This is a genomic window from Burkholderia sp. AU33423 (assembly GCF_002223135.1).
GTDB lineage: Bacteria > Pseudomonadota > Gammaproteobacteria > Burkholderiales > Burkholderiaceae > Burkholderia > Burkholderia lata_D.
Window position 1 is genome coordinate 1,881,008 of record NZ_NKFH01000004.1, and the last position, 25,286, is coordinate 1,906,293.

General features: G+C 61.7%; 20 protein-coding genes, 1 tRNA gene and 1 pseudogene. 8 read left to right on the forward strand and 14 right to left on the reverse strand.

Annotation, left to right across the window (positions count from 1 at the left end):
• Positions 1-231: 231 nt before the first annotated feature.
• From CFB50_RS11465 to cysS, 7 genes are all read right to left on the reverse strand, one after another.
• A complete protein-coding gene (locus CFB50_RS11465; RefSeq protein WP_089445900.1) occupies positions 232-1,761 on the reverse strand; it encodes a complex I subunit 4 family protein in 1,530 nt (509 codons plus the stop codon).
• Between the two features lie 936 nt (positions 1,762-2,697).
• A tRNA-Ser gene (locus CFB50_RS11475) sits at positions 2,698-2,791 on the reverse strand.
• A 110-nt stretch (positions 2,792-2,901) separates the two neighbouring features.
• Entirely contained in the window at positions 2,902-4,155 is a 1,254-nt protein-coding gene (locus CFB50_RS11480) for an aspartate kinase (RefSeq protein ID WP_027787050.1), read from the reverse strand.
• 343 nt (positions 4,156-4,498) lie between these two features.
• A complete protein-coding gene (gene tilS, locus CFB50_RS11490; protein WP_089445902.1) occupies positions 4,499-5,920 on the reverse strand; it encodes a tRNA lysidine(34) synthetase TilS in 1,422 nt (473 codons plus the stop codon).
• A 46-nt stretch (positions 5,921-5,966) separates the two neighbouring features.
• Positions 5,967-6,938, reverse strand: coding sequence for an acetyl-CoA carboxylase carboxyltransferase subunit alpha (locus CFB50_RS11495; RefSeq protein WP_039364696.1), 972 nt, complete (start codon positions 6,936-6,938; stop codon positions 5,967-5,969).
• 103 nt (positions 6,939-7,041) lie between these two features.
• Positions 7,042-7,869 (reverse strand): DNA-3-methyladenine glycosylase family protein, encoded by an 828-nt coding sequence (locus CFB50_RS11500; protein WP_089445903.1) that lies wholly within the window; start codon positions 7,867-7,869, stop codon positions 7,042-7,044.
• 43 nt (positions 7,870-7,912) lie between these two features.
• Complete coding sequence (gene cysS / locus CFB50_RS11505; protein WP_069248324.1) at positions 7,913-9,310, reverse strand: cysteine--tRNA ligase; 1,398 nt, start codon at positions 9,308-9,310, stop codon at positions 7,913-7,915.
• A 234-nt stretch (positions 9,311-9,544) separates the two neighbouring features.
• Here cysS and CFB50_RS11510 point away from each other — a divergent pair, with 234 nt between their 5' ends.
• The 4 genes from CFB50_RS11510 (at position 9,545) to CFB50_RS11525 (ending at position 12,292) form a co-directional block, all read left to right on the forward strand.
• Positions 9,545-10,267, forward strand: coding sequence for a tetratricopeptide repeat protein (locus CFB50_RS11510; protein ID WP_179254172.1), 723 nt, complete (start codon positions 9,545-9,547; stop codon positions 10,265-10,267).
• 39 nt (positions 10,268-10,306) lie between these two features.
• On the forward strand, positions 10,307-10,888 hold the full coding sequence (locus tag CFB50_RS11515) for a peptidylprolyl isomerase (RefSeq protein WP_011352517.1): 582 nt from the start codon (positions 10,307-10,309) through the stop codon (positions 10,886-10,888).
• Positions 10,889-10,976: 88 nt separating this feature from the next.
• Entirely contained in the window at positions 10,977-11,468 is a 492-nt protein-coding gene (locus CFB50_RS11520) for a peptidylprolyl isomerase (RefSeq protein ID WP_006478428.1), read from the forward strand.
• Positions 11,469-11,491: 23 nt separating this feature from the next.
• On the forward strand, positions 11,492-12,292 hold the full coding sequence (locus CFB50_RS11525; RefSeq protein WP_089445905.1) for a UDP-2,3-diacylglucosamine diphosphatase: 801 nt from the start codon (positions 11,492-11,494) through the stop codon (positions 12,290-12,292).
• A 48-nt stretch (positions 12,293-12,340) separates the two neighbouring features.
• Here the strand turns inward: CFB50_RS11525 and cysE are convergent, their stop codons facing one another.
• Both cysE and CFB50_RS11535 read right to left on the reverse strand, forming a co-directional pair.
• On the reverse strand, positions 12,341-13,144 hold the full coding sequence (gene cysE / locus CFB50_RS11530; RefSeq protein ID WP_089425733.1) for a serine O-acetyltransferase: 804 nt from the start codon (positions 13,142-13,144) through the stop codon (positions 12,341-12,343).
• A gap of 268 nt (positions 13,145-13,412) precedes the next feature.
• Complete coding sequence (locus CFB50_RS11535; RefSeq protein ID WP_089445906.1) at positions 13,413-14,237, reverse strand: RNA methyltransferase; 825 nt, start codon at positions 14,235-14,237, stop codon at positions 13,413-13,415.
• A 280-nt stretch (positions 14,238-14,517) separates the two neighbouring features.
• Here CFB50_RS11535 and CFB50_RS11540 point away from each other — a divergent pair, with 280 nt between their 5' ends.
• Both CFB50_RS11540 and CFB50_RS11545 read left to right on the forward strand, forming a co-directional pair.
• On the forward strand, positions 14,518-15,321 hold the full coding sequence (locus tag CFB50_RS11540; protein WP_011352522.1) for an inositol monophosphatase family protein: 804 nt from the start codon (positions 14,518-14,520) through the stop codon (positions 15,319-15,321).
• A gap of 313 nt (positions 15,322-15,634) precedes the next feature.
• Positions 15,635-17,257 carry an NAD(P)/FAD-dependent oxidoreductase gene (locus CFB50_RS11545; protein ID WP_089445907.1) on the forward strand — a complete coding sequence of 541 codons (1,623 nt, stop codon included), beginning with the start codon at positions 15,635-15,637 and terminating at the stop codon, positions 17,255-17,257.
• A 331-nt stretch (positions 17,258-17,588) separates the two neighbouring features.
• Here the strand turns inward: CFB50_RS11545 and CFB50_RS11550 are convergent, their stop codons facing one another.
• Both CFB50_RS11550 and CFB50_RS39960 read right to left on the reverse strand, forming a co-directional pair.
• Positions 17,589-19,118 (reverse strand): CYTH and CHAD domain-containing protein, encoded by a 1,530-nt coding sequence (locus CFB50_RS11550; protein ID WP_089445908.1) that lies wholly within the window; start codon positions 19,116-19,118, stop codon positions 17,589-17,591.
• A gap of 206 nt (positions 19,119-19,324) precedes the next feature.
• Positions 19,325-19,636: pseudogene (locus tag CFB50_RS39960) on the reverse strand (SOS response-associated peptidase family protein); the annotation flags it as partial.
• Between the two features lie 601 nt (positions 19,637-20,237).
• Between CFB50_RS39960 and CFB50_RS11560 the strand changes: the two are divergent.
• Together CFB50_RS11560 and CFB50_RS11565 are read left to right on the forward strand one after the other, a co-directional pair.
• Positions 20,238-21,401 carry an AAA family ATPase gene (locus CFB50_RS11560; RefSeq protein WP_089445909.1) on the forward strand — a complete coding sequence of 388 codons (1,164 nt, stop codon included), beginning with the start codon at positions 20,238-20,240 and terminating at the stop codon, positions 21,399-21,401.
• A gap of 2 nt (positions 21,402-21,403) precedes the next feature.
• Complete coding sequence (locus CFB50_RS11565) at positions 21,404-21,979, forward strand: DUF4276 family protein (RefSeq protein WP_179254173.1); 576 nt, start codon at positions 21,404-21,406, stop codon at positions 21,977-21,979.
• A 296-nt stretch (positions 21,980-22,275) separates the two neighbouring features.
• Here CFB50_RS11565 and CFB50_RS11570 read toward each other — a convergent pair whose 3' ends face one another.
• The 3 genes from CFB50_RS11570 to CFB50_RS11580 all read right to left on the reverse strand — a co-directional run bounded on the left by CFB50_RS11570 (position 22,276) and on the right by CFB50_RS11580 (position 25,184).
• Positions 22,276-22,578 carry a hypothetical protein gene (locus CFB50_RS11570; RefSeq protein ID WP_089445911.1) on the reverse strand — a complete coding sequence of 101 codons (303 nt, stop codon included), beginning with the start codon at positions 22,576-22,578 and terminating at the stop codon, positions 22,276-22,278.
• Positions 22,579-22,859: 281 nt separating this feature from the next.
• Complete coding sequence (locus CFB50_RS11575) at positions 22,860-24,332, reverse strand: ATP-dependent nuclease (RefSeq protein WP_373452957.1); 1,473 nt, start codon at positions 24,330-24,332, stop codon at positions 22,860-22,862.
• 195 nt (positions 24,333-24,527) lie between these two features.
• Positions 24,528-25,184: an SOS response-associated peptidase family protein gene (locus tag CFB50_RS11580; RefSeq protein WP_089445913.1), complete on the reverse strand. Its 657-nt coding sequence runs from the start codon at positions 25,182-25,184 to the stop codon at positions 24,528-24,530.
• Between the last annotated feature and the right edge of the window lie 102 nt (positions 25,185-25,286).

The window sequence follows — 25,286 nt, forward strand, 5'->3', positions numbered from 1 at the left end:
CGCATTCGATCCACGAAAGTGGCCGAATCATACGTCGCGCGAGTGCGATGAAAAACCAGCTAATGTGGAAAATCATCATTGCAGAATCTGCTGTGAGACAGATTGTCGCGGGGCAATTTCACGCAGCCGAAAGCCGGCCCGGCGCTCCCTGCGCCGGGCCGCGACCGGATCGATGCGCGTGCAACGACCGCACCGCCGTGCGGTGCGCCCCACTCCCGCGACGTGCCGCGATCAGCCGCGCGTCGATGCCATGTACGACGGCTGCGGCTGCGCAGGGCCGTCCCCTGTCGGCAGCTTCGAATGGCTCGCGTCTTCGATCAGCCGTCCGACGGTCGGATCGATCGCGTCGGTGAACGGCTTCGGATCGATGCCGACCGCCAGCACCACGAGTGCGAGCGACGCGAACATCACGATCTCGCGACGGTTCAGGTCGGCGAGCTTCGCGATCCGCTGGCTCGCGACCTTGCCGAACACGACGCGCTTGAGCATCCACAGCGTGTACGACGCGCTGAGGATCAGCGTCAGCGCCGCGATGGCGCCGATCCAGAAGTTGAAGCGGATCGCACCCATGATGACCATGAACTCGCCGACGAACCCCGACGTGCCCGGCAGGCCGACGTTGGCCATCGCGAACAGCACGGTGAAGGTCGCGAAGCGCGGCATCACGCCCGCGACGCCGCCGTAAGCGGCAATCTCGCGCTGCTTCGTGCGATCGACGAGCACGTTCACGCACAACAGCATCGCACCCGCGACGAAGCCGTACGACACGAGCTGGACGATCGCGCCTTCGACGCCGATCCGGTTGAACAGGAACAGCCCGAGCGTGACGATCCCCATGTGCGCGACCGTCGAGTACGCGAGCAGCTTGCCGAGATCGGTCTGCGCGAGCGCGATCAGGCTCGCATAGACGATCGCGAACAGCGACAGCGCGATCACGGCCGGCGCGAAGAAGTGGGCCGCATCGGGCGTGACCGGCAGCGCGAAGCGCAGGAACCCGTAGCCGCCGAGCTTGAGCATCGCGAGCATCAGCGCGGCGCCGGTCGGGCCGTCGGTGTAGACATCGCTCAGCCACGTGTGGACCGGCCACATCGGCACCTTGACCGCGAAGGCGGCGAAGAAGCCGAGGAACACCAGCAACTGCGGCGCGAAGCCGAGCTGCAGCGTCCGCCATACGGCCATGTCGAACGTATGCGACTGCGCGTACAGGTACAGCATCGCCATCAGCAGCAACAGCGATCCGGCGAACGAGATGAAGAAGAACTTCACGGCCGCGTACACGCGACGCTCGCGCCCCCACGTGCCGATCAGCAGGTATAGCGGGATCAGCGTCGCCTCGAAGAAGATGAAGAACAGCAGCCCGTCCTGTGCGACGAACACGCCGACCATCAGCCCCGACAGGATCAGGAACGACGCGTAGTACTGCGCGACGCGTACCGTGACCGACTCCCATGACGCCACCACCACCACGAGCGTCGTGAACGCGGTCAGTACGACGAGCCATAGCGACGCGCCGTCGATGCCGACCCGCCATCCGGAATTGAATGCCGCCAGCCAGTTGCGGCTTTCGACGAACTGCATCGCGGCCGAATGCGCATCGAAACCGGCAACCAGCGGCACGACCGCGGCAAGCCCTACCAGCGCGCCGACGAGCGCGATCAACCGCGTACGGCGTGGATGATGGTCGGAACCGGCGCGCAGCAGGCACGCGCCGAACAGGATCGGAGCCCAGATGGCCAGGCTCAGGAAGGGGAAATCATGCATGTCAACGAGGCCTTGATGAAGTCGCGCACTGCATCGGGGACAGGCGAGACGAAAGGAACGAAATCAAATCGACAGGTAGATTTCGTGAATCGCCAGTGTTGGCAAAATGTAAAGCGGCATCACCGGAAAACTTGACGCCGCTCAAACGCGATCGGGTTAACCAGCATAAGGCGATTGATTATTTTCTGCAGCGCAGCAGAGCATTGATTTTTAACATCGCCCTATGTAGCTGATTTTTATGTGTAATTTTTTGTATTGCCCGATGACGCCGATCGCGAAAATCGACGCAGTGCCGCATTTTGACACGGATGGTCTGTTTCTAAGGGTCGGAACGCGCTCATTGACGGTCGGCGGGACGATACGTGTGCGGCTCTCAATCCTTACACACCATCTTTCATTGTCATTTCATTTGACCTTGCTCGACGCAGGTCGAGGGAATGGTCGCTCCCCCTCGTCTTCATGTTCCCGAGCTGATCGCTGACGACTCAGGCGGTCCCCAATGCGCATCCTCATCGCGCGATGATGATCGTGTTGCGCAGGAAGTGGGCCGAAGCGGCTTGCACGCGTGGCCTGGACCGGCATCGATCATGCCGCTTGCGGCGGACTGTGCCGACTTCGACGCGGGGGCGTCATGACAATCGCATCGCAGATGCAGTTCGCGACATCCAGCAGTGCGGCATGCGTATCGAATGCGAACCGGAGAGGGACCGGGGCACGAGCAGCATCGCTGCCCTGCTCCATCGCAACACGCTGCACGATGATCGTGTGGTACTTCCGCAGGATCTGCCGGCGCTTGTCATACGCGTGCGTGCTGCCGCATGCCGGTAACCGTGTCGCCGTGCCTAACGGCGCGTGGTTGTCGACAAGTCCGTCGACGGGCCCGAAAAAGAAAAAGCCCCGCAAGTCCGAGAACTTGCGGGGCTTTGTCACCGCTTTTGGCGGAGACGGAGGGATTCGAACCCTCGATCCAGGTTTTGGCCCAGATGCTCCCTTAGCAGGGGAGTGCCTTCGACCTCTCGGCCACGTCTCCCAAACTTTCGCTCGCACCAGGGAGGCAGTGCGACGAGAACGAAATAATATAGGGTTTCGAACCGCGCGTCAATTTCCGTGATGCATTTTCTTCAATGCATCACGAAAAATTCACGATGCCTGGTCGAGTTCGAATGCCTTGTGCAGCGCGCGGACGGCCAGCTCCATGTATTTTTCGTCGATCAGCACCGAAATCTTGATTTCGGACGTCGAGATCATCTGGATGTTGATGCCCTCTTCCGACAGCGTGCGGAACATCTTGCTCGCGACGCCCACGTGCGAACGCATGCCGACACCGACGACCGACACCTTCGACACCTTCGGGTCGCCCTGCACCTGCTCGGCATTCACGTGGCCCTTCACCTGGTTGGTGAGGATGTCCATCGCCTTCTGGTAGTCGCCACGGCCGACCGTGAACGTGAAGTCGGTCTTGCCCTGGACGCTCTGGTTCTGGATGATCATGTCGACGTCGACGTTCGCATCCGCGACCGGGCCGAGGATCTGATACGCGATGCCCGGCTTGTCGGGCACGCCCATCACAGCAATGCGTGCTTCGTCGCGCTGGAACGCGATGCCGGAAATGACTGCCTTTTCCATGGTCTCGTCTTCTTCAAAAGTAATCAGGGTGCCCGAGCGCATTTCTTCGTCGAGCGCAATCAGCGGATCGGTCAGGCTCGACAGCACACGCGTCTTCACCTGGTATTTGCCGGCGAATTCGACCGAGCGGATCTGCAGGACCTTCGAGCCGAGGCTGGCCATTTCCAGCATTTCCTCGAACGTCACGCGATCGAGGCGTCGCGCCTCTTCGACGACGCGCGGATCGGTCGTGTAGACGCCATCGACGTCCGTATAAATCAGGCACTCTTCGGCACCCAGCGCAGCCGCGACCGCCACCGCCGACGTATCCGAGCCGCCACGGCCCAGCGTCGTGATGTGACCGTCCGGATCGACGCCCTGGAAGCCCGTGATGATCACGACCTTGCCTGCATTCAGATCGGCCTTCACGCGCTCGTCGTCGATCGAGTGAATGCGCGCTTTCGTGAACGCGCTGTCGGTCTTGATCGGCACTTGCCAGCCGGCGTAGCTCACGGCCTCGACGCCGATTTCCTGCAGCGCGATCGACAGCAGGCCGACGCTGACCTGCTCGCCGGTCGACGCGATCATGTCGAGCTCGCGCGGGCTCGGCTGGCTCGAAATCTCTTTCGCGAGACCGAGCAGACGGTTGGTTTCGCCGGACATCGCCGAAGGCACGACCACCATCTGGTGCCCGGCCTGATGCCATTTTGCGACGCGTTTCGCGACGTTCTTGATGCGCTCGACCGAGCCCATCGAAGTGCCGCCGTATTTATGTACGATGAGTGCCATTGTCGTTCTGAACTGGAGGAGAAACCGCACGGGCGCGCTGGGCAGGCCGCGTAGCCGTTCGGTCACGCGGCTTGTGGCTGTGGACGGACGACGAGGGGGACGGCTGGGACGCAACACGCAAGCGTGACGGATTTTGCCCGGAAGGCCGATCGGGCCGCGCAAACCGGGTACGTCACGCGGAAAACCTGCACAAATCGCTCAAAAATCGAGCCGAGCAAACGACCGAGCGTACCCGATAGAGGCCCGCTTGACAAGCCGCGCGCGGCGTCCAAGGCCGTTCCGGCGCTGTTTACCAAATGGTGAAAATGCGCGTGCCATCGCGCCGCCACGCGGGCCGCCGCCGCTATGCGATCAGTAAGTCGGGACGCCACTCGACCCGGCGCCACGCGCCATCACCGGGCGCTCCGCCGCCGGACATGCCGGCATCGCGATTCACGCCGAGGCGCGGCACGTAGATCAGCCAGTCGCCGGCGAACAGCAGCGGCACGTCGCGCTGCCAGGCGGGCACACCACGCTCCTGGAACAGGTTCTTCAGCGTACGGCCCGGGCCGCCCGGCGACGTGCGCATCCGCTCGCCGCCCGCTCGGGCACGCGCCGCCAGCCGCGCGCCGCGCAGCAGCGTCTCCGGCACCGCGTCGGCGCTTCCCGCATCGGCCGGCACGAACACGAACGTGCCGCGCCAACCCGGCAGGTGCCAGACGTCCTGTCCGTCCCACGCGAGCACCGCTTCCGGATGCGGGCTCCCGGTGCCGTCATCGGCCGGTTCGCTGCTGTCCCCCGCTTCCCAGTAGACGACATCGCGATACAGGCGCAGGCATTGCCCTGCGTGATCGACGCGCAGCGCATGGGCGACATTCGTGGCACGCAACTGCCGCATCATGTTGGCGAGCCGGGCAGCCGACGCACTCGGCAGACCGAGCCGACGCATCCAGAAGCGCAGCAGGTTCGCGCCGCGCGTATCGTCGAACGCGACCAGCGCATCGCGCGCCAGTGCCTGCCCGTCATCGCGCGCGGCAACGGCGAAGTCGAGTTCGGCCAGATCGTCGAGCAGTCGCTGGGCGGCCGCCGCATGCTGGGCCGCGCGGCCGAGCGCGTCGCGAAAGCCCGGGAAATGCACGGCCAGCGCCGGCAGCACGTCGATGCGCAACGCATTGCGCGCGTAACGCGTGTCGTTGTTCGATTCGTCGTCGATCCATGCCAGATCGCGCTGCTTCGCATAGCGCTCGAGTTGCGCACGCAACAGTCGCAGCAGCGGGCGCACACGCTCGACGCTCACGCCGTCAGGGCGGTAACGCGGCGCCATGGCGGCAAGCCCCGCGATCCCCGCGCCGCGCAACAACTGCAGCAACACGGTCTCGGCTTGGTCGTCCGCATGCTGCGCGAGCCACAGCGCGGCCGCGCCGTGGCGTTCGCACATCTCGTCGAGCGCCGCATAGCGCCGCTCGCGCGCCGTCGCCTCGACGCCAAGGCCGCTGTCGCGCGGCACGTCGACGCCCATCGATTCGAACGCGACGCCGAGCCCCGCGGCGCTGGCCTCGGCGTGCGCCACCCACGCGTCGGCATTCGCACTCAGCCCGTGATGCACGTGCAGCGCGACGCACCGCGACGCGCCCGCGACGCGCACGGCCGCATCGAGCAGCACCGTCGAGTCGAGGCCGCCGCTGTATGCGATCGCGATGCGGGCATCGGGCGGCATGCCGGAAAGCGCAACGCCGACCGCGTCGAGAACGACGCGGTCGGCGGAGTATTCGGTTGGCGGAATCACGAGAGGAACGCGCGCGCAGCGGCGCGCGACTGGAAGACGCGGCCGGTCATGCGCCCGGCGTGGTTTCCTTGAACTTGCCGTAGGCCATCAGGCGCTCGAAGCGACGCTCGCGCAGCGCATCGATGCTCATCCCCTGGAACTGGCGCAGCGAGTCGGCGAGCGCACGGCGCAGCAGCGCAGCCATGCCCTTCGGATCGCGATGCGCGCCGCCGAGCGGCTCGTTGATGATCTTGTCGATCAGGCCGAGCGCCTTCAGGCGGTGCGCGGTCAGGCCCAGCGCTTCCGCCGCTTCCGGCGCCTTCGCGGCGCTCTTCCACAGGATCGACGCGCAGCCTTCCGGCGAGATCACCGAGTAGGTCGAGAATTGCAGCATCATCACCGTGTCGGCCACCGCGATCGCGAGCGCGCCGCCCGAACCGCCCTCGCCGATCACCGTCGTGATGATCGGCGTCTTCAGCTCGGCCATCACGTAAAGGTTGCGGCCGATTGCCTCCGACTGGCCGCGCTCTTCCGCGCCGATACCCGGGTACGCGCCCGGCGTGTCGACGAACGTGAAGATCGGCAGACCGAACTTCTCGGCGAGACGCATCAGGCGTTCGGCCTTGCGATAGCCTTCCGGACGCGGCATCCCGAAGTTGCGCGCGGCGCGCTCCTTCGTGTCACGGCCCTTCTGGTGACCGATCACCATGCACGGATGGCCGCCGAAGCGCGCGAGGCCGCCGACGATCGACACATCGTCCGCGAATGCGCGGTCGCCGTGCAGCTCGTGAAAATCGGTAAACAGTTCCGCAACGTAATCGAGCGTGTACGGACGCTGCGGATGCCGCGCGATCTGCGAAACCTGCCACGGCGACAGGTTCGCGTAGAGGTCTTTCGTCAGTTGCTGGCTTTTCTTCGACAGCCGCTCGATTTCTTCCGAAATGTCGACAGCCGAGTCGTCCTGCACGAATCGCAGCTCTTCGATCTTGGCCTCGAGTTCGGCGATCGGCTGTTCGAAATCCAGAAACGTGGTCTTCATGTGTTCGAATCCTTGGGTCTTGCGGCAGCGCGTATTCTACCCGCGCGGGCGACGCTCAAAACCGGCTCTCAACTATTGATGTTTAAAACCCGATAGCCGCCGCTCAGGCGTCGGCGTCGGGCGCATCGAAGCTGCGCCACATGTACCAGGTCGCGACGGTACGCCACGGTTCCCAGTTGGCCGCTACTTCACGCGCCTCGCTGCGCGTGACGGGTTCCCCGCTGAAGTAATTGACGCTGATCGCGCGGATCAGGCCCGGGTCGTCGAGCGGCAGGACGTCCGGCCGCGACAGGTTGAAGATCAGGAACATCTCGGCCGTCCAGCGGCTGATGCCGCGGATCTGCGTGAGTTCCGCGATCACGTCCTCGTCGTCCATCGACGTCCATTTGTCGACGTGCAGCGCGCCCGACACGAAATGCTGCGCGAGATCGAGGATGTATTCCGTCTTGCGCTTCGACAGCCCACACGCGATCAGCTTGTCCGCGCCGAGCCGGATCACCGGCTGTGGCGCGAGTTTCGGACAGGCATCCCCGATGCGCGCCCACAGCGACTGCGCCGACGGCACCGAAATCTGCTGGCCGACGACCGAGCGCGCGAGCGTGACGAACGGGTCGCCGCGCTTCACGAGATGCGCGGGACCGAACTTCGGAATCAGTTTCTTCAGGATCCGGTCGCGCTTGACGAGGTCGGCGCATGCTTTATCCCAGTATGCAGGACGCACGACGACCTCCTCGCCGTCCGCTTCGGACGCACGGGCCTTGCGGGCCGCGTCGGCGGCCGGCGGCGCAGCCGCCGGCTGCGCATGACCGTTGAGCGCGCCGTTCGGCACGGCGCGCGTCGCGTCCGTCTTCGCCGGCGGCACGCGCTTGGCTGCCGGACGCGCGGCGACCGGGGTCGCGCGCCTGACCGGCGCTTTTCTGGCCGTTGCCATCTTGCCTCCTACCTGACGGATCGGTCAGTGGAACGCACCGCGCTCATACGCGACGCCATTCGGTCGATCCGCCCGGTTTGTCTTCAAGTGCGATACCGGTCTCGAGCAGTTCTGCCCGGATCCGGTCCGCTTCGGCATAGTCCTTCGCTTGCTTCGCCGCGACACGCGCAGCGATCTTCGCTTCGATCTCGTCGGCGGCGAGCCCGCCCGCCTGCGCGGCGCCGGACGCCTGCTGCAAGAACGCGCGCGGTTCGCGGCCCAGCAGGCCGAGCAGGCCCGCCAGTTGTTTCAACTGCCGCGCGAGCGATGCGTCGCCCGTGCGATTCACCTCGCCCGCCAGCTCGAACAGCGTCGCCACCGCGACCGGCGTGTTGAAGTCGTCGTTCATCGCGGCGGCGAAACGCTGCGCGTGCGGCTCGTTCCAGTCGAGCGCGAGCGTGTCGGCTTCAACGTCTTTCAGTGCGGTATAGAGACGCGTGAGCGACGCGCGCGCATCGTCGAGATGCACGTCGCTGTAATTGAGCGGCGAACGGTAGTGCGTGCGCACGATGAAGAAGCGCATGACTTCGGCATCGTAGCGCTCGAGCACTTCGCGGATCGTGAAGAAGTTGCCGAGCGATTTCGACATCTTCTCGTTGTCGACCTGCACGAAACCGTTGTGCATCCAGTAATTGACGAACGTCTGGCCGGTCGCGCCTTCGCTCTGCGCGATCTCGTTCTCGTGGTGCGGGAATTGCAGATCCTGCCCGCCACCGTGGATGTCGAAATGCTCGCCGAGCAGCGTGCAGCCCATCGCCGAGCACTCGATGTGCCAGCCCGGGCGCCCCATCCCGTACTTCGACGCCCACGACGTGCCTTCCGGATCTTCCGGCTTCGCGCGTTTCCACAGCACGAAATCGAGCGGATCTTCCTTCGCGTCGTTCGCGGCGACGCGCTCGCCCGCGCGCAGGTCGTCGAGCGACTTGCCCGACAGCTTCCCGTAGTTCGCGAACTTGCGCACCGAGTAATTGACGTCGCCGTCGGTCGCCTGGTACGCGTAGCCGTTCGTCTCGAGCGTCTCGATCATGCCGAGCATCTGCGGGATGAACTCGGTCGCGCGCGGCTCGATGTCGGGCCGCTGGATGCCGAGCGCGCTTTCATCGTCGTGCATCGCGCCGATGAACCGGTCGGTCAGCGACTTGATCGTCTCGCCGTTCTCGACCGCGCGGCGAATGATCTTGTCGTCGATGTCGGTAATGTTGCGCACATACGTGACCCGGTAACCGATCGCACGCAACCAGCGCTGGACGAGGTCGAACACGACCAGCATGCGCGCGTGGCCCACGTGACAATAGTCGTATACGGTGATTCCGCATACGTACATCCGCACTTCGCCAGCCTGGCGCGGCACGAAGACTTGCTTGTCACGCGCGAGCGTGTTGTAGATGCGCAGTGATTCCATAGAGATGAACCGTGAGCCGAAGGAAACCGCCCTGGCGAAGCTCGCCCAGCATGTGAAACGGACGGACCATCTGCTGCGGCACCAGGCCGAGCGTCCTCGATATCACATGGGGCGGTCAGGCTGCAAGCACAGCGGTGACGGCCACGAGAGGCAAAGAAAGACTGTCTGACGCTCGCCGGAACGCGCAGACGTTTTGTTAGAATGGCTCGGAGTATAACATTCCGATTTACGCCTATGAAACCTCATCGCGGCCGCGCGCCGAGCGCTGCGACCCTCGTTGCGACCACCGTCATGGGCGTCGCGCTGACGCTTTTCGCGGCTCCCGCGGCGCATGCGCAGAAGGCCCCGGCCACCGCCGACGGCACGCCCGAAATCGACGCGTCGATCGCCGGCAAGCAGTGGAAGCAGGCGCTCGCGCAGCTCGACGCGCGCATCGCGTCGCACCCGCACGACGTGCAGGCGCAGTTCAAGCGCGGCACCGTGCTGGCCCGCCTGAACCGCGATGACGACGCGATCCAGCAGTTCGTCGCGATCACGCAGGCGTACCCCGAACTGCCCGAGCCGTACAACAACCTTGCGGCGCTTTACGCGAAGCATGGCCGCTACGACGAAGCGCGCACCGCGCTCGTCACGGCGACGCAATCGAACCCGGGCTACTCGCTCGCGTACGAGAACCTCGGCGATCTCTACCTGCGCCTCGCGGCCGAGTCGTACAAGCGCGCGCAATCGCTCGGCCGCACGAGCGGCGCGACCGCGCAGCGCCTCGCCGATCTCCAGAAGATCGTGTCGCCGCCGAAGGCCGCGCCGAATGCCCGCGCGACCGCACCGGCCACGCGCGACTACTCCGACCGCGCTGCCGCGAACGTGAGCACCACCACGCTGCCGATGTCGCCGACGTTCCAGTTCAGCGGTCCGTCGGGCGCACTGGCGGCGCCGTACGTCGCGCCGTCGAAATAAGCGGCGCGGCCTTCTTTCCCTCCCAACCTGAGGATCGCAATGAAACGTCTGTTGCTGGCGCTTGGCGGCGCCGCCCTTCTCGCGACCGCGACCGCACCTGCGTTCGCGCAATCGGCTACCGCGCACCCCGTCGTGCAGCTGAAGACCTCGCAGGGCGATATCCGCGTCGAGCTCTACCCGGAGAAGGCGCCGAAGTCCGTCGCCAACTTCCTCGATTACGTGAAGGCCGGCCAGTACAACGGCACGATCTTCCATCGCGTGATCAAGGGCTTCATGATCCAGGGCGGCGGCTACAAGACCAACTTCGAGGAGAAGCCGACCCGCGCGCCGATCCCGCTGGAGAGCCGCAATGGTCTGAAGAACCTGACGGGCACGATCGCGATGGCACGCACGAGCGATCCGAACTCGGCCACCGCGCAGTTTTTCATCAACACGGTCGACAACAGCGGCCTCGACTACCCGAACCCGGACGGCAACGGCTATGCGGTGTTCGGCAAGGTCGTGTCGGGTCTCGACGTCGTGAAGAAGATCGAAGGCGTCGCGACGACCTCGCGCGGCCCGATGCAGGACGTGCCCGCGCAACCGATCGTGATCGAATCGGCCAGCATCGTCTCGAAGTAAGAACCTGCCGGCACGTCCGGCGCCTCACGCGGCCGCGTCGCACGACCGGCCGCGTGCCATTTAAACCGCCTCACCGAAGGAATTCATCATGGTTGAACTGCATACGAACCACGGCGTGATCAAGCTCGAGCTCGACGCCGCGAAGGCACCGAAGACGGTCGAGAACTTCCTGAACTACGTGAAGAAGGGCCACTACGACGGCACCGTGTTCCATCGCGTGATCAACGGCTTCATGATCCAGGGCGGCGGCTTCGAGCCGGGCCTGAAGCAGAAGCCGACCGATGCGCCGATCGACAACGAGGCGAACAACGGTCTGAAGAACGACAACTACACGGTCGCAATGGCACGCACGAACGATCCGCACTCGGCGACCGCCCAGTTCTTCATCAACGTGAACGACAACGACTTCCTGAACCACTCGTCGCCGACGCCGCAAGGCTGGGGCTACGCCGTGTTCGGCAAGGTCGTCGAAGGCCAGGACGTGGTCGACAAGATCAAGGGCGTCAAGACGGGCAACGCTGGTTTCCACCAGGACGTGCCGACTGACGACGTCGTGATCGAGAAGGCCGTCGTGGTCTGACGCGACGTTACGGAGGCACTTCGATGTTGCAGGAGAGTCCGCCGCGAAGCGTCTCCGCGGGCGTGCCGGGCGAGCGCGAATACGCGCAAGCCGCACGCCCGTTCCTGTTTCTCTCCGATCTGCACCTGAGCGAAGCGATTCCGAAGACGGTCGCTGCGTTCGAGCATTTCGTGAAATACACCGCCGACAGCGCCGACTCGGTGTTCATCCTCGGCGACCTGTTCGAATACTGGATCGGCGACGACATCCTCGACGACGATCCGTTCGCGGCCCGCATGGCCGCGCTGATGCACACGTTCTCGGAGCGCGGCATCGCGCTCTACGTGATGCACGGCAACCGCGATTTCCTGCTCGGCCGGCGCTTCATGAAGGCAGCGGGCGCGATGCTGCTGCCCGATCCTTCGCTGGTCATGGCCTTCGGCCAGCGCATCGTGCTCACGCATGGCGACGCGCAGTGCACGGCCGACCGCGGCTACCAGGTGTTCCGCCGCTTCGCACGCAACCGCGCGGCGCAATGGCTGTTTCTCGCATGGCCGTTCCGCTGGCGCCGCGCGCTCGCGCAGCGCATGCGCTCGAACAGCGAAGCGGGCCGGATGCGCCCTGCTTCGGCGATTTACGATGTCACGCATGAAGGCGTGGCGGCGCTGTTCCGGAAAAGCCGCGCGAGCGTGATCATTCACGGCCATACGCACCGCCCCGCGCGGCACCTGGAACCGGGTGGCATCCGCTGGGTGTTGCCCGACTGGGATCTCGACCACGGCAAGCCGCGCGGCGGCTACCTGCGCGTCGACGCGGAAGGCATCCACGCGATGCCGCTCGACTGACGCCGCCGCTACCGTCGCAACAACCGGCAGCAGCGGGCATCCATTGAATTACGCCTGGCGTTCGACCGACTTGCCTTCCAGCACGGCCGACAGCCGGCGCAGATCGAGGCGCGCCGCGTCGGCGCCCTGCAGCGTTTCCAGATGCGTGCCGAGCCGCTCGAGCGCCGCGACGATCTCGTCGACGCGGCGGCTTTCCTTCGCCGCGTGATCGATCAGCCCATGAATCGCGAGCGACATCGGATCGTCGGCATTCGGCGTGATCCCGTACGCGCAGAACGCCGCACGTTCGGGCTGCGGCTTCGGCTGCGCCGGCATCACGACGCGCGCCGGATTGCCGACCGCCGTGCCGCCTGCCGGTACCGGCTTCACGACGACCGCGTTCGAACCGATCTTCGCACCCGCCCCGACCGTAAAGCCGCCGAGCACCTTCGCGCCCGCCCCGACGATCACACCGGCCTCGAGCGTCGGGTGGCGCTTGGCGCCGCGCGTGAGCGACGTGCCGCCCAGCGTCACGCCCTGATAGATCGTGCAGTCGTCGCCGACGATCGCCGTCTCGCCGATCACGACCCCCATCCCGTGATCGATGAACACGCGCCGGCCGATCGTCGCGCCGGGGTGAATCTCGATCCCCGTCAGGAACCGACCGGCCTGCGACGCGAAACGCGCGAGCCAGTAGCGCTTCGCGCGCCAGCATGCGTGTGCGAACCGATGCAGCACGAGCGCATGCAACCCCGGATAACAGGTCAGCACTTCCCATGCACTGCGAGCGGCGGGATCCCGCTCGCGAATCGTTGCAACGTCTTCGCGCAGTCTCGTGAACATGATGTGGTCTGGGAAAAGGCCGGCGCGCATCGCCGGCAATGACCGGCCGTTATCGCGCCGGGTAATTTACTTATGACGTTTGGCGATTGTAGGGCGAGTCACGAACGGCCGCACGCGCTCGCAAGTTCACCCCGCCGCCGGCGCGGGTATTCGGGCGAAACGCTTGCTGTTACTGGGTTTGCGGGGTGGTCGACCAAGTGGAGCGATCGGCCCCGGCGCTTTCGGCGGCCGACCCGGCACCTGCCGACGCGTGGTTGCCCCGCGCGCCGGGACATCCGGCACCCCGTGCGCCGACCGCTTACGCGTCGCCGTCGGGCTTGCCCGATTTCAGCAGGATGTGCTTCGCGACACCGCGCAAGATGTTGACCTCCTCGCGCTCGAGGCCCGTGCGCGCGAATAGGCGCCGCAGCCGCGGCATCAGCTTCTTCGGGTTGCGCGGATCGAGGAAGTCGAGCGCGATCAGCGCGTTCTCGAGGTGCACGTACATCCGCTCGATCTCGTCGCTCTGCGCAAGCGTGCCGGCTTCGGCCGACGGTTGCGCCGACGGTTCGCTCGCCTGCTCGAGAAACGCGACACGCAGCTCGTACGCAAGCACCTGTACGGCCTGTGCGAGATTCAGCGAACTGTAGGCCGGGTTCGCCGGGATATGCGCCAACGCACTGCACTGCTCGACATGCTCGTTCGCGAGGCCCGTGCGCTCGTTGCCGAACACGAGCGCGATTTCACCCGTGCCGACCTGCGCGCACGCCTGCGCGGCGGCGGCACGCGGCGCCAGGCGCGGCGGCCCGTATTCGCGCGTGCGCGCGGTCAGCGCGATCGACCAGTGAACACCGGACAGCGCGTCGCCGAGCGTCGGCACGACATGCGCGGACGCCAGGACATCGTCCGCGCCGCTGGCCATCGCGATCGCCTCGGGATCGCTCTGCACGTGCGGCACGCGGGGCGCGACCAGCACGAGACGCGAGAAGCCCATCGTCTTCAGCGCACGGGCGGCCGCCCCGACATTGCCGGGATGGCTCGGCTCGACAAGCACGAAACGGGTGGACGTGAAGCCGCCGGACGGCGGCTGGGACGAGGCCGCGCCCGGCTCGGACAGCGCGGCGGTGATCTGCGGGGTTTCCACTACGATACGACTCGGTTCATCAGAATGGCAGTATGGTATCGCCATCGCCGCGGCAAACCCACTCGTCCGGATGGATAGTGGGGGTTTCCCCGTACGCCGGTCGCATGAAACCGCCAAAAATCGGGTAAAATCATGCCTTTACGCGTCGCACTCCGTGCGGCGCGGGTCGTACCCCGTTCTTTGTCAATTCGCGTCTCACCTCGCCTGCCACGCTTGCGCCGTGCCGGGCGGTTGTTCCACTTCGTGGCGGCCCGTGCCGCCGGCTACAGGATCCAGGCTCATGCATCCCATGCTCAACATTGCTGTCAAGGCTGCGCGCCGCGCCGGACAGATCATCAATCGCGCGTCCCTCGATCTCGACCTGATCGAGATCCGCAAGAAGCAGCAGAACGACTTCGTCACCGAAGTGGACAAGGCCGCCGAAGACGCGATCATCGAGACGCTGAAGACCGCCTACCCCGACCACGCGATCCTCGCGGAAGAATCGGGCGAATCGGAGAACGAATCCGAATTCAAGTGGATCATCGATCCGCTCGACGGCACGACCAACTTCATCCACGGCTTCCCGTACTACTGCGTATCGATCGCGCTCGAGCACAAGGGCGTCGTCACGCAGGCTGTCGTCTACGACCCGAACAAGAACGACCTGTTCACGGCCACCCGCGGCCGCGGCGCGTACCTGAACGACCGCCGCATCCGCGTCGGCCGCCGCGACCGCCTGTCGGACGCACTGGTCGGCACGGGCTTCCCGTTCCGCGAAAAGGACGGCCTCGATGCCTACGCGCGCCTCTTCACCGAAATGACGCAGGCCTGCACGGGCCTGCGCCGTCCGGGCGCGGCCGCACTCGATCTCGCGAACGTCGCGGCCGGCCGCCTCGACGCGTTCTTCGAGCAGGGCATCAACGTGTGGGACATGGCAGCGGGCAGCCTGCTGATCACCGAGGCCGGCGGCCTCGTCGGCAACTACACGGGCGACGCCGATTTCCTGCATCGCCATGAAATCGTCGCCGCGAACCCGAAGATCTACGCGCAGATGATCCCGATCCTGAAGGGTTACACGCGCGTGCATCCGGCGGCGGAGTAAGCCCCGGCCGCGCCTGCATGGCGCGGCTTGCGCGCATATCGCTCACAGGCATCGTCATGACGGCGCGCCGTTCGCCTCCCGGTTACCGGGAGGCGGGACAATCTTCCCGCACAAGGGTCGCTTCGTGCGCCTATCCTGAAGTTGCTTGAGTTGTTCGGGCCGGTCAGCGTACTTCCGCTTGCACGGCCCTTCCCGCAATGACAATGATGGGTTGGCGTCCGGCATGCCCGCACGGCGGACAATACCGCCGGCCTGCCGGACCCCGGCCATATCAACACCGCCACGACGCCGTGGCAATCGCATCCGAGTCCTCATGTTACGGCTAAGCGAAATTAAACTCCCCCTCGACCACCCCGAAAGCGCGCTCGAGGCCGCGATTCGCGCGCGCCTCGCGGAGCTTGGCGTGGCCGCGGACGGGCTCCTCCGTTACACCGTGTTCCGCCGTGCGCACGATGCGCGCAAGCGCGCCGACATCAAGCTCACGTATATCGTCGATGTCGAAGTCGCGGACGAAGCGGCCGCGATCAAGCGCCTCGCCGGCAAGCCGCATTGCGGCGTGACGCCCGACATGGCGTACCACTTCGTCACGAAGGCGCCCGAGCACGGCAATTTCCTGCGCCCGGTCGTTATCGGCATGGGGCCGTGCGGCCTGTTCGCGGGGCTGATCCTCGCGCAGATGGGGTTCCGCCCCATCATCCTCGAACGCGGCAAGGCCGTGCGCGAGCGCACCAAGGACACCTTCGGCCTGTGGCGCAAGAGCGTACTCAACCCCGAATCCAACGTGCAGTTCGGTGAAGGCGGCGCCGGGACGTTTTCCGACGGCAAGCTGTACAGCCAGATCAAGGATCCGAACCACTATGGCCGCAAGGTGCTGGACGAATTCGTCAAGGCCGGGGCGCCGGACGACATCCTGTACCTGAGCCGGCCGCACATCGGCACGTTCCGCCTCGTCAGCATGGTGGAAAAGATGCGCGCGTCCATCCACGAACTGGGTGGTGAAGTGCGTTTCGAAACGCGGGTCGACGATATCGAGATCGATCAGGGCAAGGTACGCTCGCTGAAGCTCTCGAACGGCGAAACGCTGCGGTGCGACCACGTGGTGCTGGCTGTGGGCCACAGCGCGCGCGACACCTTCCAGATGCTGCACGATCGCGGTGTCTATATCGAAGCCAAGCCGTTCTCGCTCGGCTTCCGTATCGAACATCCGCAGGGGCTGATCGATCGCAGCCGCTTCGGCAAGTTCGCGGGCCACAAGCAGCTCGGCGCGGCGGACTACAAGGTGGTGCACCACTGCAGCAATGGCCGCGCCGTCTACAGCTTCTGCATGTGCCCGGGCGGCACGGTGGTCGCGGCAACCTCCGAGCCGGGCCGCGTGGTCACCAACGGCATGAGCCAGTATTCGCGCGCCGAGCGCAATGCGAACGCGGGCATCGTCGTCGGCATCACGCCGGACGACTATCCCGGCGGGCCGCTGGCCGGCATCGCGTTCCAGCGCAAATGGGAAGAGCGCGCGTTCGAACTCGGCGGCGGCGATTATCGCGCGCCGGGCCAGTTGGTCGGTGATTTCATCGCCGGCCGGCCGTCGACGTCGCTCGGCTCCGTGGAACCGTCGTACAAGCCGGGCGTGAACCCGACCGATCTCAGCACCGCGCTGCCCGACTACGTGATCGAAGCGATCCGCGAAGCCCTCCCCGAGATCGACAAGAAGATCGCCGGGTTCGCGATGCACGATGCAGTGCTCACCGGTGTCGAGACGCGCACTTCGTCGCCGATCCGGATTCGGCGCAAGGACGATTACCAGAGCATGAACGTCGAGGGGCTGTATCCGGCGGGTGAAGGTGCGGGGTATGCGGGTGGCATCTATTCGGCGGCCATCGACGGGATCGAAGTCGCGCAGGCGGTGGCGCTCAGCATGACGTCGGGGCAAGCGGCCTGATGTACGAAACGAGTCGGCGCGCGAAGGTTCTCCACCTGAGCGGCGCCGACTTTCGCATGGCCGGCCAGGAGCGCGGTCGGACGGCGGCGTGAGAACGATCGCCGCCGGTCGCGCAATCTCCGGCAACCTGGCCGAATGGCGAACTTCGCGCGTGCATGCCGAAGCCACTGGTCAACTCGGGCAACCCAAGCAACAACTTCACGCCTGACTTGTGACCACGCTGTCGCCCGACGCCTTCGCCGGCCATACCCCGATGATCCAGCAGTACCTGCGGCTTATCTGACGTGTGGGACATGTTTGCATCCGATCGCCCACCCAATCCCGATCCGATTTAGTGCGGTGGCGATATGCGTTCAAAACGCTTCCACAACTTACTTAGCCTTCGATGATCGGCGGCAACGCGTGAAGCCAGATAACCTCTGACGAAAGCCGCGCCACGATCGGCTTCGGTCGACTTCCGCGACACGATGCGCAGGAGTTTATCCGCGACAACCGCATCGTTGCGCCACCCAAGATCGTCCTGAAGGTCCGTCAGTGCATCGACGTAGTGACGCACGGCCCTTTTGGAAACCAACGACTGAAAGAACTCCGTCGCGTAGCGAACCTTCTTCGCCGCGATACGGGCGCGGTGCCGATGGTGGTCGTCCAGATCGGCAAGCTTCTTGCCACGCTTGATCAGCTTCCGGTGCCGACTGTGCAGCACTTCAACGGCGAACTTCCTCGCGGAACCTTCGATCGCCGCGCGCTGTTCGTCGGTCATCGCGTCGCGCCATCTTTTGACTTCCAGCCATAGCGTGAACTCCAGTATCAGCCGCGTGTAGCGAACCGAATCGACCGCGGTCGCCGCTCGTTTGCGGTTGTCCACTGCCATCTGCGTGCAAGCCCGCCGAATCGGCCCCAGCTCTTCTTCATTGCTATCAGCTCCGGCATGATCGAGCGTGGCCCCGGCCAGGACTCCCCAGTCGCGCGCCGCACCGAGTTCTGCCGCAATCCAGCGCAGTTCGTCGTCGAGTCCGGAGTATGCGGGAATCACCTTGGCGAACAAGTCCAACGCCGAACGCAAACGCCGGAGCCCCACCCGCATCTGATGCACGCATGACGGATCGTGACCGGAAACGACGCCGCGCGCGTTGGCGTGAACCTGATCAAGGCAGTTACGCAGGATCGTGCAGAACGCATCTTCAATTGAAGCGCTCTTGCCGAGGCGGACGGGCTTTGCTCTTACGGCTTCCGCATGCTCCGCGACAAGCAATTCGTAACCGACATCGGCCTTGCTGCGATGGTCGATTCGCAACGGTGCGGCCTTCAGGAGTTCAAGCGCCGTCGCATGGAGGGCTTGCCGGTTGCCCTGCTTGAGTTCGAGTTCGACTGCTGCAAGGGACACGGAGCCCGTTTGCGCCTCAATGGTTCCCTCATCTACGGCTACTTCGATTTCGTCTTCCGACGCAAGATGTATCGGGATCGCGGTTCGATTCATGCGTGTGACGAAAACAGGAGCGAGGCACGCGGCAACAGCCTGATCACGAATCAGCTTTCCGCAATCCGTGTCGGCGGGTATCACCTCATGCAGCAGCGTGAGGTCGGGCGCGTCGCCATTGATTGGCACTTCGAACTCACCCCTGTCGAAAACCCCCGCATCAATAACGCCCCCGAGCTTCAATGTCTGGATCCGCCGCCGGCCGTCGGCCCGCACACGCAGCGACGCGCCGCACCCGTGTAGAGCCAGATCCGGCGTGTCGAAATAGGTGCTGGTCAGGAGTTTCGATGGATTAGCCTCGGTGTGGCTACGCACGAGCAGAGGCGCGCGACGAAGCTTGCCGAGGTGCTCCGGGGGGATTCGTAACTTCAACTCCTGTTCCATGGCTGCCTCCGTTCGGGATGTCACCCGTGCTCTAGATCCAGCAAGTTTCAGTCCAGACTTCGCGCGTGGAACGACATCTTGGCACCGTACGTGTTGAGCATAGGCGATTGTCGACAGCCACCTTCTTTCGGTCCTCTAGGGGCGGTAAATCCGGCTCCACCGCATCGGACGCTCTGTGGTTTGTAGTCTTTGGTTTCGGCCCAGACGCAAGGCTCGTATCTCCATCGGACCGGGATCAAGCAGCGCTGACCGGCTCGCCACGCCTTGCCGTACAGCCGGGACTCTCCCCAACAGTTTCCGAACGAGCGTTGACCGTGTCGAGCTTTCTCCGCTTCCTGCCGTTGTCGTCGACGCGCTCGGGCTGCATGAACTTCGGCCAGAATCCGAACACCGCCTTTACGACCCCAAGGCCATCCCCCCTCCGCCCATGCGATCGGCACTGCATAGTCCGGGTACACATCCGGCTCCCAGGGGTCGCGGCGGGACAGATCGCCGATGCCGATCTTCAACTCGTTGATGCCGGGATCTTCGTCTAGCGTTCAGATACGTGGACGTTACGGATACGCAGAATGCGATCGTTGGCATAGGCGGTGTGACATTTACGATGCCATCGATACCTTTGCCCTGCTGCTAGCGGCGGCGCGAAGGTGTGTACGGATGGTCCGTCTCCGATTTGTGATTCCATATTCGTCGTCTGTTGTAGCGACGGTTGGGAGACTCTTCGCCTCCCCACGCCATCACCCGTAACCGGCCAAACAGCCAACTTCGCGCCCGCACATGAAGCCACTGGTAAACTCGGGCAACCAAAGCAACAACTTCACGCCTGACTTATGACCACGCTGTCGCCCGACGCCTTCGCCGGCCATACCCCGATGATGCAGCAGTACCTGCGGCATACTAGACAAGGTCAATATTGAAAAGCTACGCCGAGACCTACGCCAGAGCTTTTCATTCTGTCGCTCGATCCTCGCAGTGCCGTCTGGCGCCTATTCCGGCGCCCCGCCCACATAGCGATAGCGCTCAAGGCCTTGCGGTCTCTACAATTGCCGCATGCCGCGAGTGGCATCGTGTCGCCCCGCGCGTCCACCCGGGTAGCTCCGCTCATCAGACATTACAGACATGCTGACTTCCATCCGCATCCAAAATTTCCGTTCGTGTGCCGACGCACACATATCCGATATTGGACCATCGTTGCTGCTTGTCGGCCCGAACAATGCCGGTAAGACAACGATCATGAAAGCTATCTGTTGGGCACGTGACGTCGCAACAGTTGGCGGCATGGTCGATGTGAATACCTTTTATTCGCAAGCAACAGTCGAGCTGAACTTTAAGGTTGACGACGATACTTACCGCTACAGAGTAAATGCACGCTCGGAGAATCCGGACAGTCCTTTGGATATGCCGTATTATGAAGAAACACTGACCACCCTTTCCGCCGATAGCGAGCATGATCTCTACACCCGGAATGGCGAAAAGCTGGTTAGCTATTTTGACGACAACGAGCAAATCTACTCAATCAATCGCACCGCATCTGCCTTTTCATTTCTAAAAAGCATCAGCCCCGAATCCGCATCGAGGCTTCATGAAATTGATACGTTTTTGCGTCGCATTCGGTACTTTGCCCTTGACTCAGTTGCCGACGATGATGGTGACTGGGCGATCGTGACAGATGGCGAGCTGAGTATGTGGAAGGCTGGAGCCGAGCCACAAAGCAGCGCTGGGATCTGCATGATTAAGCTCGTAGACCTTTGGCGCAACAATAAAGAAGTATTTGATGAATTAGTCACACTCCTCGGCCACTCGCACCTCAATATCATCAACGATATCAACATCGAGGAACGCGATGACTTCCCCCTCAGGAAAGCAAGAAGAGAAAAAACACCGAGCAAACGCTATATAGTTTTCTTCGATACCGAAACGGGCTACGCTTATTACGAAGATCTTTCATTTGGCACCAAGCGCATCCTCCATGCTCTGATCGCAATGCTATATGAACCGAGCTCGGTAATGTTACTAGAACAACCAGAAGACGGCATTCACCCAGGCCTACTTACACGATTCGCCCATGCTCTACTGAGCTACACTGACCCAATGCAATTGGTACTTACCAGCCACTCGCCGGCGATTATCAATATAATTGGAGCAAAAAACATAAGAATCGTGCAAGCACCCGAAGGAGAAACGAATATACATGCGCTTTCAGAAGATGAACTAGTAAAAGCCGATCAGTATGTTGATTCAACGGGGCAGCTGGCCGATTATATTCGTATCCTGGAAGATTAATCGTGTACATCCTCATCACGGAAGATCCAACCGATTTTGACGCAATAAAAATTATCATTCGACGAATTGCCGGGCAACCTAATTTACCCATCAAAGGGAAAGGACTTAATGGTGCCGGAGAAATTAAGAACAAAGGCGCAGCAATCATAAACGCCTGCGCATCCAATGACACGAAAGGGTGCATCGTCGTACGCGATTGCGACGGACGCGACAGTGAAGGAAAGTTCAAATCCGTCAAATCTGATGTATTTGACAAAGTAAATTTCAAACAAAAACCACCTTACTGCATAGTATTGCCCAAGCACGAACTTGAATCATGGTACTTGGCGGACATTGACTGTGTAACAAAAGTTTGGCCACAATGGCGACCAACGGAAAAATATGACCAACCGGAGACTATCGAAAATGCGAAAGAGGAATTAACTCGAATAAGCAGAGTTAATAAACTAAAGCCTCGGTACTCTACAAGTGACGGCGCCTCCATTGCGAACTCGTTGGACCTCGAAGTAGTCCGCCGCAAATGCCCTTCATTTGAACCCTTGCACGCCCTTATAACAAAGAGTGAGGGGAATGTCTGATGCATAGACCCTATTCCGCATACCGTAATCTCAAAAGCAAAATCTAGTCGCCGTTTGCACCACCGGCGACCGACTGAACGGCGAGTCTCACGCTTGCTCGTGCCGGCCACTGGTAAGTTCGGCCTGACATAGCAACTTTTCCCTGTCACATGAGCACGCAACCCGCCGTAACACCTGCGGTCGCCACTCCAATGATGCAGCAGTACCTCCGCCTTATCTGACAAGCCTCGGCACACAAAGCTACGCTACGACCTACGCTCACCCTGTTTAGGGATCGGCCGTTAGACCGCGACGCCTCAATCAATGACGACGTCTCCAGAATTTATAAGGATCGCAATTTCGATGAATATCAATGCGATACCTGAAAGAGCAGATATTGCATGCCAATAGCCGTACTTGCAGATCGAGTGGGCGACCTCATGGCATGAGCCATGTGCGCAAATAAAGTAGTGCAGATCGCGCACATAACCGTTCACGGCGTCGCCGCCCAGGTACACAGCGGCGCACCAGAAAGCGAAGAAGTTGAAAAATGCGAGCACCCCAGTGACATGTAGTATCAACTTGGCACGCCTCGACATTTCTTTGAACTTTACAGTCATGACAAGCCTTCCGACAAAGCACGGGACCTACGCCTGAGGCAGCGCCCATACAGTCACAATCTAGACTGTCAGCCGCAAATGGCATGTCGGGATTAGCACTACGTTGCGAGTTGTGCCCGCAGCTCTACGCCCACGAGCTAGGTGGACAGGCCCCGGTCGCTGCCGATTCACCTGCACCTGGCCAAACGGTGAACTTCGCGCAGACGCGTCCGGCCCACTGGTAAACTCGGGCACCGTCGAGCGAACGACGCTTCATGGCCGGTAGGTATCGATTGATTGGACTAGAGAGCATCGATAAATTTTCCAACATCAGTCATCTTCAGATACTCCCAATCAATTTCCATTGCAATTCTCCAATTATCCGCCTTACTCCATCCGTTTTTTCTATCGGACAATTTCTCAAAATGACTTAACGCAGAAAATCCGGATCCCAAAGCACTCTTCACGGCCTCATCATTGAAATAATTTTCGGTCGCCCTTCGATCAGTTAGAAGAATATCAAATTTTAACTTCTCGCAGATCTCTGCGAACGCCGCCCTCGCCGCTAGCGGCTCCCCGCCTTCGACTTCTCGCTCACTATCTACAACAACAGCCACGACATCGATAACACGCCGCAACTCAGACAACTCATGCTCAACGTTTCCGCGCGCAAGCGAATTACCTCCAAGAGGCAGAACAACCACTCGATTGTCTTTTTTAGCCTTACGCAGAAACTGCTGAAAAACCTTAACATCCGTCGTGCCTTCCACCAGTAGAATTTTTTCTGCACCCAACTCCCTAAATGTCGAAAAACTCAGCTCCCCAAGCATCTCCACAGGGCTCACATTTCTCTCATACAATTCGACTTCAGCACCTGCACTTCGGTTTGATACGGTATATATCCTTTCTGCCGATGATCGAGCCAGACCTATCGAATGTGTTGCAAAAATAACACCATACGACGCATAGAAAGCAAGATTCGTAAGAAATTCAAGCTGCAAACTCGGGTGCAAATTTAATTCCGGCTCGTCAATAAATATTATCGATGGCGAACGAATCAATGCATTGCCAAATACGACAATAAGCTGCGCAAGCCCTGACCCGACCTCGTTTAATTTATATGGACGATCATCTATATTAAGCTGAAGCGTTTTAGACTGAACCGAGGCGGTTATACTTAGCCTCTCGAAGCCCATGACCCTTCGAATATTTTCCGTTACCGCGGTAATTGCCCGATTATTTTTCTTATTTGGTCCATTTTGCCAATCGTTCCACGCAGCAATGAAAGCCTCACCGATTGCCAAATCAAAATGAGCACCCGAACCAACCGTTATCGCATTACGGAATGGCCCGACATAGAATGATTTAGCCAAAATTCCATACAACTCCCGAAGCAAAGCAACAGTGCAGTTTCCAAATCCCCCGATACTCAGCACATCACTTTTACCTGCCGCATCCGATTTCGAAAAACTTTCCGCGTGAGATACCTGCTGCCTCCCAACATAATAATCTATAGACCACTGCACATTATTTTGCGATTCAACGAGATCTCGCGCTCCGGTAAACACGACCCGAGAGATATAGATCAGACCAGGAGAAGCCACATCCGGGGCACCGACCACTTCGATGTCTATCACCAAATTTCGATTATTTCTATCGCAAAATATTTCGTGTTGATCAAAGACATGATAGCTTTGCGACGCAACGACATTGACACCACCAATGCCATCATAACCAGAAGCGACAATCCACAGATTCCTCAACTCCTGGAACATCTTCAACAATGCCGATTTCCCGGAATTATTAATACCGATAAAGCACGTCATCCCACGAGATATAGAAAACCGAGCGGGCTTTTCATCCGTGAAACACCGATAGTTTTTTACTGTGAAATTATATTTAATCACACACCACCCCGTTTTCGCTATGAATCACGCAGATACCAGACGACGCTCACAGTCGCAATAAGGCTACTTTGGCTCCGAGATCATCTCGTCCGGAGTGAAAAGCTGCAACATTGAGCGGGCGACTTCAGTATTTCTTGTGTGTAGCCATTCGTCATAGTCGGTCGCCCGCAATATGACCACCGAGCGCTTTTCGTCGCCCGGCTTGTGCATCCGCCCCATCACGGCATGGCCATCCGCGTTGACGGTGAGCATAGACATACCGATCAGCGAGCGACCGTCCTCTCCATCGTAGCGCCGCCAGATGCCGGCGACGCAATACGATTGCCAATCCGCAAGCCCGATCCGCTGCCAGACATTCCGACCGGTCTCGTAACAAGGCTCGTATATCCATCGCGCCGGGATCAGACAGCGCTGCCCCGCCCGCCACGCTTTGCCGTACAGCCGGGACTCGCCGACTGTTTCTGAACGGGCGTTGACCGTGTCGAGCTTCTTCCGCTTCTTGCCGTTGCCGTCGACGCGCTCGGGCTGCATAAACTTCGGCCAGAATCCGAACACCGCCTTGACGACGCCAAGGCCGTCCCCATCCGCCCATGCAATCGGTGCTGCATAGTCCGGGTACACATCCGGCTCCCACGGGTCGCGGCGGTACAGATCGCCGATGCCAATCTTCAGCTCGTTGATGCCGGGATCTTCGTTTGGCGCCTTGTAGTTAGTACACACAGCCCGCCCCCATTTTTGAGACTTGACGGGCTCATCTTACTCCGCGATAAACTGTATATCCATACAGTGCTTTATTCGCATCATGATCTTGCCCCCATTCGA